Raw genomic sequence first — 12,768 nt, 5'->3', positions numbered from 1 at the left:
ATCCCCCGCCTGTCTTTTGGGGCTTTTATTCTACATATCAAGCCTGCCGTGTCGGGTGGGGGGGGGCCCCCGGCGCTCGGCCGGGGCCACCCCTCTCGTCGTGCCCGGAGCTCCCGTGGCGCCGTCGCGCCGTCCGGAGCCGGGCTCAGCCCTGCTGCTCGGCCCACCAGGCCCGCAGCGCCCCGACCGCCTCGTCGTGCTCCATCGGGCCGTGCTCCAGCCGGAGTTCGAGCATGTGCTTGTACGCCTTGCCGACCTGCGGGCCGGGCTTGAGGCCGAGCAGCTCCATGATCTGGTTGCCGTCCAGCGCCGGGCGGACGGCGTCCAGCTGCTCCTGCTCCTTCAGCTCGCCGATCCGGGTCTCCAGGCCGTCGTAGGTGCGGGAGAGCGCGGCCGCCTTCTTCTTGTTGCGGGTGGTGCAGTCGGAGCGGGTCAGCTTGTGCAGGCGCTCCAGCAGCGGCCCGGCGTCGGTGATGTAGCGGCGCACCGCGGAGTCGGTCCACTCGCCGCCGCCGTAGCCGTGGAAGCGCAGGTGCAGCTCGACCAGGCGCGAGACGTCCTCGGTGAGCTCCTTGGAGTACTTGAGCTCGCGCATCCGCTTGCGGGTCATCTTGGCGCCGACCACCTCGTGGTGGTGGAAGGAGACCCGGCCGTCCGACTCGAAGCGGCGGGTGCGCGGCTTGCCGATGTCGTGCAGCAGCGCGGCCAGCCGCAGGGTGAGGTCCGGGCCGTCCTGCTCCAGGTCGATGGCCTGCTCCAGGACGGTCAGCGAGTGCTCGTAGACGTCCTTGTGCCGGTGGTGCTCGTCCCGCTCCAGCCGCAGCGCGGGCAGCTCCGGCAGCACGTACCCGGCCAGGCCGGTGTCGACCAGCAGCCGCAGGCCCTTCACCGGGTGCTTGGCCAGCAGCAGCTTGTTCAGCTCGGCCTGGATCCGCTCGGCGGAGACGATGGTGAGCCGCTCGGCCATCGCGGTCATCGCGGCGACCACCTCGGGCGCCGGGTCGAAGTCCAGCTGGGCGGCGAAGCGGGCGGCCCGCATCATCCGCAGCGGGTCGTCGGAGAAGGACTCCTCGGGGGTGGCGGGGGTGCGCAGCACCCGGGCCTCCAGGTCCTCCAGGCCGTGGTGCGGGTCGACGAAGCCGCGGCCGGGCAGGTCGACGGCCATCGCGTTGACCGTGAAGTCCCGGCGGACCAGGTCCTCCCCGATGGTGTCGCCGTAGCTGACCTCGGGCTTGCGCGAGGTGCGGTCGTACGCCTCGGAGCGGTAGGTGGTGATCTCGATCAGGAAGGAGCCCTCGGGGGTGTCCTTGCGGGCGCCGACCGTGCCGAAGGCGATGCCGACGTCCCAGACCGCGTCCGCCCAGCCCTTGACCAGCTTGAGCACCTGCTGCGGACGGGCGTCGGTGGTGAAGTCCAGGTCGTTGCCGAGCCGGCCGAGCAGCGCGTCCCGGACGGACCCGCCGACCAGCGCCAGCCGGTGACCGGCCGCCTGGAACCGGCTGGCGATCTCGTCGGCGACCGGCGACACCCGCAGCAGCTCTTGGAGGCCGAGCGTCTGGGCCTCGCTCAGCCCTGGGACGACCTGGACGTCGGTGCTGGAACGGTCGGTGCGCGCGGTGGGCTCATTGGCAGTGGACACGGCTCACAAGGGTACGTGCCCCGACAGGTCAACCGCCCGCGCGTTCTGGGCGTCTCACCCCACAGCCCGCAACACTGCGCCGCGGGCTGCATCGTTACCATGCCGGTGGACGAGTCTCGGGCACCGGACAGGGGATGCGGTGCCGCGTGCCGCCGCCGTCCGCGGGATCCCCGTGGCAGCGGTGCGGCGACGGCGTCGGGCGAAGAGCTCCACCAGAGTCAAGCGAAGACCGTCGGGCGGACCGCGCCGGACGGACAGCATCAGCAGCGAACGATCGAGAACGGCGAGGGCGAAGCGAGTGAGTGAGCCGGCACGGCACTCGGGCCTGGGGGCGCACCGACAGCCTGGACGGGCCGAGCGCCCCGCCGGGGGGCGCCATCCGGCCCGCCGGGCGCGCCGTGCGGGCCGGCGCCTGGCCGCCGCCTGCGCGGCCGCCCTGACCCTCTTCACGGCTTCCCCGGCCGGTGCGCTGCCCGCCGGCGGCAACGTCCGGCCGGCCGGCGACTCCACCGCCACGGCCGAGTACCCGGTGGTGATGACCATCGACACGCTGAACCCGCAGGTGGCCGCCCCGGGCGGGATCGTGACGATCACCGGCCAGGTCACCAACGCCGGCAAGTCGGCGATCAAGGGCGCCCACGCGGCCGTCCGCAAGCCGTACTCCGGCAAACCGCTGGACCGGCGCAGCGACCTGGCCAACGTGGCCGACCGCTCCACGCCGGACAGCAAGGACGGCGTGGAGCTGGACAGCCCGCAGTACGCCCTGCCGGAGCTGAACCCGGGGCAGAGCCAGCCGTACACCCTGAGCGTCGCGGTGAGCGACCTCGGCTTCTCCGCGAGCGGCGCGTACGAGCTCGCGGTGGACGCCTGGGGCGGGACCGGCGACAACCCGCGCGACCGCGCCCTGGGCATCGCCCGGACCTTCCTGCCGTACAACCCGGGCGGCGCCGAGGCGCAGCCGACGAAGGTCGCCACGATCTGGCCGCTGGTGCACGCGCCGGTGCTGGCCGCCCAGACCACCGCCGACAACAGCGACCAGCCGACCCCGGTGCTGCGCGACGACAGCCTGGCCGGCGAGTTCGCCCCGGGCGGCCGGCTGTACGAGCTGGTCGACACCGGCGCGAAGCTGAACGGCCTGACCTGGGTGATCGACCCGGACCTGCTGGACGCCGCGCTCGCGATGACCAAGCCCTACCGGGTGCAGAAGCCGGGCACCGAGGCCGCGGGCAAGTCCGCCAAGGACGACAACACCGTCCAGGTGCCCGCCTCGGCCGCCGCCGTCGCCTGGCTGGACAAGCTGCGGGCCGCCGTCGCCAAGCCGGGCAGCCAGGTGGTCTCGCTGCCGTACGCCGACCCGGACCTCGCCTCGATCGCCCACAACGGCTCCGACCTGGCCGGGATGACCACCGCGCTGAGCAAGGCGTCCACCGCCGGCCGGCTGACCGTCGAGGGCCGGCTCTCCGTGGACACCCGCTCGGACGTCGCCTGGCCGTACCGGGGCTACCTCGACCAGCAGATCGCCGCCCTCGCCCAGCAGTCCGGCAACGGGCTGGTGCTGGTCGACGGCGCGAGCATGCCGGAGCCGGACTCGCTCACCTACACCCCGACCGCGGTCCGCCCGATCGGCGGCGGGCAGAGCGCCGTGGTGGCCGACGAGACCGTCTCCGCGCTCTTCGACAAGGACCTGAGCAGCCCGCAGGCGCAGACCGACGCCACCCAGCGCTTCCTCGCCGAGACCTTCGCGATCACCCACGAGCAGCCGCAGAACCAGCGCGGGCTGCTCGTCCTGCCGCCCCGCGAGCTGAGCACCGCCGGCGCCAAGGCGCTGGCGAACGCCCTCCAGACGGCGGACGGCAAGTGGATCTCCTCGGTCAAGCTGGACGCGGTGGCCCAGTCCGCGGCCGACCCGAAGGCCAACACCGCCGTCCCGGCGCCCACCGACTACCCGACCCAGATCCGCGCCTCGGAGCTGCCGGCGGCCGACCTGAGCCGCACCGACGACATCCAGCACGACCTGGACACCCTGATGCGGGTGCTCACCCTGCCGCAGCGGGTGCGCGGCCCGTTCAGCGCCGCGATGGTCCGCTCGCTGTCCACCGAGTGGCGCAGCCAGCCGCCGGCCGGGAGCACCTACCGGGCCGGCGTCACGGGGTACCTGAAGGAGCTGACCAAGGCCGTCCAGGTGCCGAGGAAGAACGTGGTCACCCTGGCCGGCGAGTCCGGCCTGCTCCAGGTCAGCGTCCGCAACGACCTGACCCAGACGGTCACCAACCTGAAGCTGGTGCTCACCTCGGCCCAGCCGAACAGGCTGCGGGTGAGCAAGGAGGAGGAGCTGGTCCTCCCGGCCTCGCAGAGCGTGACGCTGCGCTTCAACGCCGAGGCGCACAACAACGGGCCGGTCGCGATGACCGCCCAGCTGTGGACCACCGGCCCCGACTCCCGGCCGTACGGCGAGGCGCAGAAGTTCACGGTGGAGGTCACCTCGGTGACCAACGGCGTGCTGTACGTCTTCGCGGGCGCCGGCGTCCTGCTGCTGCTGGCCGCGCTGCGCTTCGTGCGCCAGCGCAAGCGCCTCGGCGGGCAGCCGCACGAGGACGGCGACCAGCCGGTCGGCGACGCCCCGCTCGGGGACGCCCCGGCCGCGGGCGGCGCCGCGGCGGCGGAGCCCGCCCCGCGGGCCCCGGCGGAGGACACCGCGGAGGGGGCCCCGGCGGCGGACGGGACCGACGGGACGGACGACACCCCTGGTGACGGTCCCGCGCAGACACCGCGTGGCAGCAGCCCGGATGGCCGGGATCGGGCCGCCGGTGATGAGAAGGTTGGTCCTTGATACCGCCGACCCCCTGCCTTGCCGGGCCGGCCTCCCCCCACGACAGCGAAGAGGTGACATGACCGGGCGCAGCGAGGAGCGGCCGTCGGGCCGCGGTGAGAGCCGGCCGGGCGCCGAGTCGCCGTCCGGCGACTGGTACGTGGCCGACACCTACGCCCAGGACCCGTACGCGGTGGACGCGTACGGGAACCCCCAGGACGGCCAGGACCCGTACGGTCTGCGGGCCGGTCGGCCCGCCGCGCCCCAGCCGCCGGCCGCCGCGTACGACGTGCCGCCGCAGCTGCCGCCGCAGGGCGTCGGCTACCCGACGCCGGTGCCGCCGACCCCGTACCAGGCCCCGGAGCACTTCGGGGCCCCGGTGCCGCCGGTGCAGCCCGGCTGGGACACCCCGGTGCAGCCCGCCTGGCCGCAGGAGCCGGCCCCGGCACAGGCCGCCGGCGGCCACTGGGGCGGCGTCGAGCAGCCCCGGCAGCAGTGGCAGCCCGGCCCGGCGCACTCCGCCTGGGACACCGAGACCACCGAGTACGTCGGGGTGGACGGCCTGTTCGGCGGCCGCGAGGCGCAGGCCGCGGTCCAGCCGCCGGTCCCGCAGCCCGCCCCGGCCCCCCAGCCCGGCCCGCCGCCCGGCCCCGCGCCGTACCCGCCGATGGGCGGCCACCCGGGGCAGCCCCCGTACGGCGCCGCTCCGGGCGGGCAGCAGCACTTCGTGCCGCCGATCGAGTTCGACCCGCCGCTCTCCGAGGCGGAGGCCACCATGCAGGTGGCCGCCGTCGCGGTGCCCCCGGCGGTCGAGCCGCTGGCGGACATCGTCGCCGAGGAGCGGGCCGCCGAGCAGGCGCCCGCCCCCGCCGCCGAGCCCGGCAAGGCGGCCGGCGGCGGCAAGGTCTCCAACCTGCTGAACTCCAGCGCGATCATGGCGGCCGGCACGCTGGTCTCCCGCGGCACCGGCTTCGTCCGGACCATGGTGATCACCGCGGCCATCGGCGTCGGCATCATGGGTGACTCGTACAACGCCGCGAACACCCTGCCGACCCTGCTGTACATCCTGATCGGCGGCGGCGCGCTGAACGCGGTCTTCGTGCCGCAGCTGGTGCGCAGCATGAAGAACGACGAGGACGGCGGCACCGCGTACGCCAACCGGCTGCTCACCCTGGTGATGGTCGGGCTCGGCGGCGTGGTCTTCCTGGCGGTGCTCGGGGCACCCGTGCTGGTGCGGCTGATCGCCCAGCCGATGATGGCCAACCCGGAGCGCGCCGAGACCACGGTGGCGATGGCCCGCTACTGCCTGCCGACCATCTTCTTCATGGGCATCCACGTGGTGATGGGCCAGATCCTCAACGCCCGCGGCCGCTTCGGCGCGATGATGTGGACGCCGGTCCTGAACAACATCGTGGTGATCTTCACCTTCTCCGCCTACATCTGGGTCTACGGCGGGTTCGGCACCACCCAGGTCACCCCGGAGGGCATCTCCCCCGAGGGCGTGCGGCTGCTCGGCCTCGGCACCCTGATCGGTCTGGGCGTCCAGTCGCTGGCGATGATCCCGTACCTGCGGGCCGCCGGGTTCCGCTTCCGGCCCCGCTTCGACTGGCGCGGCCACGGCCTGGGCAAGGCCGCCCGGCTGGCCAAGTGGACGTTCTTCTTCGTGCTCGCCAACCAGGCCGGCTACCTGGTGATCACCCAGCTGTCCACCAAGGCGGGCGCCGCCGCCGCGGCGGCCGGCCACAACGGCGTCGGCCTGGCCGCGTTCTCCAACGCGCTGCTGATCTGGCAGCTCCCGCAGGCCGTGATCACCGTCTCGATCATGAGCGCGGTGCTCCCCCGGCTCTCCCGGGCGGCGGCCGACGAGGACGCCGGTGCCGTGCGCGACGACATCTCCTACGGTCTGCGCACCACCGCGGTGGCGGTCGTCCCGGCGGCCTTCCTGTTCCTGTCGCTCGGCCCGGTGGTCGGCCGGGCGATCTACGCGATCGGCGGCAACGACACCGTCCTGAACGACGCCACCAACGTCGGTCTGATGCTCTCCGCGTTCGCGCTGGGCCTGATCCCGTACTCCGCCCAGTACGTGATGCTGCGCGGCTTCTACGCCTACGAGGACACCCGGACGCCGTTCTACAACACCGTCTGGGTCGCCGCCTGCCAGGCCGGCTTCGCGCTGCTGTGCTGGCTGGTGCTGCCCTCCGAGTGGACGGTGACCGGCCTCGCCTTCGGCTACGGCCTGGCCTACGCCATCGGGGTGATGGTCGCGATGCCGAAGCTGAAGAAGCGGATCGGCGGGCTGGACACCAAGCGGATCGGCCGGACGTACAGCCGGCTGGCCGCCGCCTGCGTCCCGGCCGCCCTGGTCGGCCTCGGCGCCAGCCTGGGCGTCCAGCAGGTGCTCGGCGGCTGGCCGGGCAGCGTGGCGGCCCTGGTCGTGGCCGGCGGCCTCCAGCTGGCGGTCTTCGTGCTCATCGCGAAGCGCCTGCGGATCGAGGAGCTGAACTCCATGCTGGGCATGGTCCGCGGCCGACTGGGCCGCTGACCGCCCGACCACCGGCCGGACGAGCGGGCGCCCTGACCGGGCGTCAACCGGAGCAGAAGGCTCCTCCGCTCGTCCGGCCGAGTGCTGGGCCACCGGTTGGTTCGGGTCCGCCCGACCGCCGGATGGCGACCAGGTGTCGGATCTGCACCACATCTCTCCACCCGTATGCAACCGAGCGGACGTCTCAGCGGTCGTACCCGGTGGAGAAGAGTGGGCACAATTGTCCTGGAGCACAGGGCCGCCGACCCTAGGGCTCCAGCGACTCTCTCAAGCCGCGGCGACACAAGGGGAGGCAGGACCACGGTGGCTGATGGCACCAAGGCGGTCGTCGACACGTCAGCAGCTGACGCGGCGACGGACGAGGCCGCGCTGGCCGCGGCGATCGACGAGCTCGCGGGCTCGGACGACGCCGGCGAGAGCACCTCCGCGGACGCCCGCGAGGGCGCCCCCGCCGCCCCCACCGCTGCCGCCGCCCCCGGGCGCCCCGACGCGGACGAGAACACCGACCAGGGCGGGGAGAAGGGCCGGGGCGAGGACCGGGCCCGCGACGACGCGCCGGCCGCGGGCCCGGAGCCCGCCGCCGGCGAGGAGACCTCGGAGATCACCGCCCCGCTCTCGGTCCAGGAGCTGCGCGCCGAACTGGCCGCCGGGTCCCCCCGGAAGAAGCCCGCCCCCGAGCCCACCCGCCCCGCGCGCCGCCCCACCGACCCGCAGCCCACGGTCGACCCGCGCGACACCGCCACCCTCCCGCGCACCCTCCCCGCCCCGCAGCGCCGCAGCGGGGACATGATCGGCCACCGGTACCGGCTGGAGGAGTGCATCTCCCAGACCGAGACCTTCAGCAGCTGGCGCGCCGTCGACGAGAAGCTGCGCCGGGCGGTCGGCGTCCACCTGATGGCCTCCGGTCACCAGCGGGCCCGCAAGGTGCTGGCCGCGGCCAAGTCCGCCGCCCTGCTCGGCGACCCGCGCTTCGTCCAGGTGCTGGACGCCGTCCACGAGGGCGAGCTGGTCTACGTCGTGCGGGAGTGGCTGCCGCACTCCTCCGACCTGGCCAGGCTGCTCGCCAACGGCCCGATGGAGCCGCACGAGGCGTACCAGATGGTCCGCCAGGTCGCCGACGCCGTCGCGGCCGCCCACCGGCGCGGCCAGGCCCACCTGCGGCTCACCCCGCGCTGCGTGCTGCGCACCGACAGCGGCCAGTACCGGATCAACGGCATCGCGGTGGACGCCGCCCTGCGCGGGCTGCCCGCCGAGGACGCCGAGGACGCCCAGCGGGCCGACACCCGCGCGATCGGCGCACTGCTGTTCGCCGCGCTCACCCACCGCTGGCCGTACCCGGAGGACCGCTACGACCTCCAGGGCCTGCCCAAGGGCCTCCAGAACGCCGCGCCGGACCAGGTCCGCGCCGGGGTCCACAAGGGCCTGTCCGAGCTCGCCGCGCGGGCCCTGTTCGACCAGCCGCCGCACCACGCCCAGCCGATCACCACCCCGGAGGAACTGGTCCGGGCGATCGCCAAGCTGCCCAAGATCCGCCAGCCCGCGCCGGAGCTGCCCGCCTTCCCGGCCCCGCCCCGGCACAACACCCACGCGCTGCCCACCGCGCCCAACCCGACCCGGGTCGCCGACACCACCGTCTCCCCGCTGCCGGCCTCCTCCCGCCCGGCCCCCTCCCGGCGCACCCGCACCCGGCGGCGGCTGCGCCGGGTGGTCAAGGCCACCGCGTGGACGGTCGCGCTGGGCGCGATCGGCGTCGCCTCCTGGCAGTTCGTCGACAGCCTGCGCCACACCGGGGCGGCCACCGCGTCCCCGCTGACCTCGGCCAGCAGCACCGCGCCGAGCCCCCAGGCGAGCACCCACAACCCGGTGTCGATCGCCATCAAGGAGGCGCAGTCGTACAACCCGCTGGGCGACGGGCCCGAGGGCACCGAGAGCATCGGGAAGGCGATCGACAACGACGCGAACACCTCCTGGACCACCGGCTGGTACGTCGACCAGCTCGGGCCCAAGCCGCCCGCGCTCAAGTCCGGCACCGGTCTGCTGATCGACCTCGGCTCACCGCAGCCGGTCTCCTCGGTGAGCGTCCTGTTCTCCGGCGGCGAGCAGTCCGCGGAGCTGCGGGTGCCCACCGCGGCCGCCGCCGGCAACCCGCTGCAGGCCAAGCCGGACGCCTTCACCGTCGTGGGCAAGAAGACCGGGACCAATGTCGAGTACGCCCTCGACTCCCCGACCACCACGCGGTACCTCTTGATCTGGCTGACCGGTCTGGCGAAGGATGCCGACGGCAAGTACCGGGGCCACGTCGCCGAGGTCAAGGTCTCCGGCTGACCCGGGGCGGACGGCCCCGGCACGACGGCACGACGGCAGAGGGGGGTGACGGTGGCGGACGACGACGCGGCGCTGCTCGCCCGGCACGTCGCCGGCGACCGGGCGGCCTTCGGCCTGCTGGTGGACCGCCACCGCGACCGGCTCTGGGCGGTCGCCCTGCGCACCCTGGGCGACCGCGAGGAGGCCGCCGACGCGCTCCAGGACGCCCTGGTGTCCGCCTTCCGCGCCGCCGCCGGCTTCCAGGGCCGCTCGGCGGTCACCACCTGGCTGCACCGGATCGTGGTCAACGCCTGCCTGGACCGCGCCCGGCGCAGCGCCACCCGGCGCACCACCCCGCTCGACGAGGACCCGCAGCGGCTGGACACCCTGGTCGGCGCCGCCGAGCCGGCCGACTCCCCGGTGGTCCGGGCCGAGCTGCACCGGGAGCTGACCGCGGCGCTCGCCGAACTGCCCGCCGAGCAGCGGGCCGCCCTGGTGCTGGTCGACATGCAGGGCTACCCGGTGGCCGAGGCCGCCGAGCTGCTGGGCGTCCCGGTGGGCACGGTGAAGAGCCGCTGCGCACGCGGCCGGGCCCGGCTCCTCCCCCTGGTCCGGCACCTGCGCGAGCCCGATGTTTCACGTGAAACACCGCCCGCCCCCGGCTCGGCCCCGCCACGCCGGGACGCCCCCGGGAACCCGAAGCGCCCCGGCTCCGTCACAGGGACGGGGCCGAGCACCGGCACAGGGACGGGGCAGAGCACCGGTCGGACGATGCTGGAAGGAGACGTGAGCACCCGATGAACGCCCATCCCTCCTTCCCCGACCCCGCCGACGACCACCCCCCGGTCGAGCAGCTGGCCGACCTCGCCGAGGGCCTGGTCGACTCCCCTTCCACCGTCGAGGCGCTGCGGCGGCACCTGGACGGCTGCGCCGAGTGCCGGGAGACCGTCGACGCGCTCGCCGAGGTCCGGGCCCTGCTCGGCGACGTCGAGACCCCGCCGATGCCGGCCGACGTCGCCGCCCGGCTGGACGCGGCACTCGCCGAGGCCGTCGCCGAAGCCGCCGGGAGCGCCGGCGAGGCCGTCGAGCGGCCGCAGGAGGCCCCCGCGGCCGACCGTCGACCCGAGGCCCCGGCCCGGCCCGTACGCACCGCCACGGCACCCCTCACGCCGTCCTCCGCCCCGCTCTCCAGGCCCGCGGGGCGTCCCGCCGGCCGGTCCGGCCAGGCCGGCGGCCCCGGCCGCCCCCGGCGGCGGCGGTTCGCCCTGCTGGTCGGCACGGCCGCCGCCCTGGCCGCCCTCGGACTCGGCGGGGCGCTGCTGCTGCAGCCCGACGACCGGTCCGGCACGGTGACGGCCAGCGCGGGCGGCGCCCCGACCGCCACCGCCGACAGCCACGACGCCCGCGCCCCGCACACGGCCGCCGGCACCGACTACCGCGAGGACGAACTCGCCACCCAGGTCCAGCGGTTGCTGGCCCGCTCGGAGAACGTCCCGGGGCTGCGGGCCACCGGGCCCGCCATGTCCGAGGGCGCCCTGCCCGCCGCCGGCGGCCGGCCGGAGTCCGACCCGCCCTCCCCCGCGGGCTCCCCCACCGGCTCCCCCACCGCGCCGGGCTGCCCGGCCCCGGCCTCCGGCACCCCGCTGGCCACCGACCGGGGCACCTTCCAGGGCGCCCCGGTGGACGTCCTGGTCTACCCGCTGCCCGGCCGGCCCGGTTTCGTCGACGTCTACCTGCGCTCCCCCGACTGCGGCCCGACCGTCCTGCACCAGGCCGTTCCCAGCCACTGACCGGCGGTTTCCATGCGATCCACGCCAACTCCGCCACGCCGCTTCCGGACTTCGGGCGGCTGGTACTGATCCGCCTGGGAATGCGAGACACTGGTCAGTCGTTGTCCCGGGCGGCGGAGCAGGACCGCCCTCCCCGCAGCAAACGCGGGTCGCGATGCGAACCAGGAGAAGCAGTGAGCGACGTCCGTAACGTGATCATCATCGGTTCCGGCCCGGCCGGGTACACGGCCGCGCTCTACACGGCCCGTGCCTCCCTCAAGCCGCTGGTCTTCGAGGGGGCCGTCACCGCCGGTGGCGCGCTCATGAACACCACCGAGGTCGAGAACTTCCCGGGCTTCCGGGACGGCGTCATGGGCCCCGAGCTGATGGACAACATGCGCGCCCAGGCCGAGAAGTTCGGCGCCGAGCTGATCCCCGACGACATCGTCGCGGTCGACCTCACCGGTGACGTCAAGACCGTCACCGACTCCGAGGGCAACGTGCACAAGGCACGCGCCGTGATCGTCACCACCGGCTCCCAGCACCGCAAGCTCGGCCTGCCGAACGAGGACAAGCTCTCCGGCCGCGGCGTCTCCTGGTGCGCGACCTGCGACGGCTTCTTCTTCCGCGACCAGGACATCGCGGTGGTCGGCGGCGGCGACACCGCGCTGGAGGAGGCGACCTTCCTCTCCCGCTTCGCCAAGAGCGTCACGATCATCCACCGCCGGGACTCCCTGCGCGCCTCCAAGGCGATGCAGGAGCGCGCCTTCGCCGACCCGAAGATCCGCTTCGAGTGGGACAGCGCGGTCGAGGCCATCCACGGCGACCCGAAGCTGACCGGCGTCACCCTGCGCGACACCACCACCGGCGAGACCCGTGAGCTGGCCGTCACCGGCCTGTTCATCGCGATCGGCCACGACCCGCGCACCGAGCTCTTCAAGGGCCAGCTGGACCTCGACGCCGAGGGCTACCTCAAGGTCGACGCCCCCTCGACCCGGACCAACATCCCGGGCGTGTTCGGCGCCGGCGACGTCGTCGACCACACCTACCGCCAGGCCATCACCGCCGCCGGCACCGGCTGCTCCTCCGCCCTGGACGCCGAGCGCTACCTGGCCGCGCTGGACGACCTGGAGGCCAAGGCCGCCGCCGTCGCGGTCTGAGCCCTTCCCGCTCCACCCGCGGGGGTGTTCCACGTGAAACACCCCCGCCCCGGCCGGGCAGAAACAGAACGGGCCCACCCGTTGTTCTCCTGGCAGCAGCCCCCTCCGTCCGAACCCCGAGGAGTTCCCGTGGCCGGCGCCACCACCACAGTCACCGACGCGACGTTCGAGAAGGACGTCCTCGAGAGCGAGAAGCCCGTACTGGTCGACTTCTGGGCCACCTGGTGCGGCCCGTGCCGCCAGGTCGCCCCGGTCCTGGAGGACATCGCGGCCGAGCACGGCGACAAGCTGACCATCGCCAAGCTCGACGTGGACGCCAACCAGGCGACCGCCGCCAAGTACGGCGTCATCTCGATCCCGACCCTGATCGTCTACCAGGGCGGCGAGCCGGTGAAGTCCATCACCGGTGCCCGTCCGAAGGCCGCGCTGCTGCGCGAGCTGGCCGACTTCATCTAGGTCTTCCGGTCGTCGACCGCGCGGAGGCGGGGCTCCCCTCGGGGGGAGTCGGAGAAGCGGGCGAAGCACGACGTGATCGTCTCGGCGGT

The 12,768-nt window shown here is 74.3% G+C and carries 8 protein-coding genes; 7 read left to right on the top strand and 1 reads right to left on the bottom strand.

Annotated features, from left to right (window positions below; translation table 11 throughout):
- Positions 1-145: 145 nt before the first annotated feature.
- The gene (locus tag ACFRQN_RS36370; RefSeq protein WP_049659839.1) at positions 146-1,570 is read right to left on the bottom strand and encodes a CCA tRNA nucleotidyltransferase; all 1,425 of its coding nucleotides are present in this window, start codon (positions 1,568-1,570) and stop codon (positions 146-148) included.
- Between the two features lie 367 nt (positions 1,571-1,937).
- On the opposite strand from ACFRQN_RS36370, the gene ACFRQN_RS36365 reads away from it, so the two are divergent.
- The 7 genes from ACFRQN_RS36365 (at position 1,938) to trxA (ending at position 12,679) form a co-directional block, all read left to right on the top strand.
- The gene (locus ACFRQN_RS36365; protein ID WP_074001893.1) at positions 1,938-4,469 is read left to right on the top strand and encodes a DUF6049 family protein; all 2,532 of its coding nucleotides are present in this window, start codon (positions 1,938-1,940) and stop codon (positions 4,467-4,469) included.
- A gap of 58 nt (positions 4,470-4,527) precedes the next feature.
- Positions 4,528-6,990, top strand: coding sequence for a murein biosynthesis integral membrane protein MurJ (gene murJ, locus ACFRQN_RS36360; RefSeq protein ID WP_117488736.1), 2,463 nt, complete (start codon positions 4,528-4,530; stop codon positions 6,988-6,990).
- Between the two features lie 303 nt (positions 6,991-7,293).
- Complete coding sequence (locus ACFRQN_RS36355; RefSeq protein ID WP_380744803.1) at positions 7,294-9,315, top strand: serine/threonine protein kinase; 2,022 nt, start codon at positions 7,294-7,296, stop codon at positions 9,313-9,315.
- A gap of 45 nt (positions 9,316-9,360) precedes the next feature.
- Positions 9,361-10,095 (top strand): RNA polymerase sigma factor SigM, encoded by a 735-nt coding sequence (gene sigM / locus ACFRQN_RS36350; protein ID WP_380744801.1) that lies wholly within the window; start codon positions 9,361-9,363, stop codon positions 10,093-10,095.
- The gene (locus ACFRQN_RS36345; RefSeq protein ID WP_380744799.1) at positions 10,092-11,084 is read left to right on the top strand and encodes a hypothetical protein; all 993 of its coding nucleotides are present in this window, start codon (positions 10,092-10,094) and stop codon (positions 11,082-11,084) included. Before sigM ends, ACFRQN_RS36345 begins: the two co-directional genes overlap by 4 nt.
- Before the next feature lie 173 nt (positions 11,085-11,257).
- Positions 11,258-12,223: a thioredoxin-disulfide reductase gene (gene trxB, locus ACFRQN_RS36340; protein ID WP_049655859.1), complete on the top strand. Its 966-nt coding sequence runs from the start codon at positions 11,258-11,260 to the stop codon at positions 12,221-12,223.
- Positions 12,224-12,352: 129 nt separating this feature from the next.
- Complete coding sequence (gene trxA, locus ACFRQN_RS36335) at positions 12,353-12,679, top strand: thioredoxin (protein WP_049655857.1); 327 nt, start codon at positions 12,353-12,355, stop codon at positions 12,677-12,679.
- The last annotated feature ends 89 nt before the right edge of the window (positions 12,680-12,768 follow it).

The sequence above is a fragment of the Kitasatospora sp. NPDC056800 genome (assembly GCF_042789775.1).
Lineage (GTDB): Bacteria > Actinomycetota > Actinomycetes > Streptomycetales > Streptomycetaceae > Kitasatospora.
This window is presented reverse-complemented; position numbering and strand designations above follow the sequence as displayed.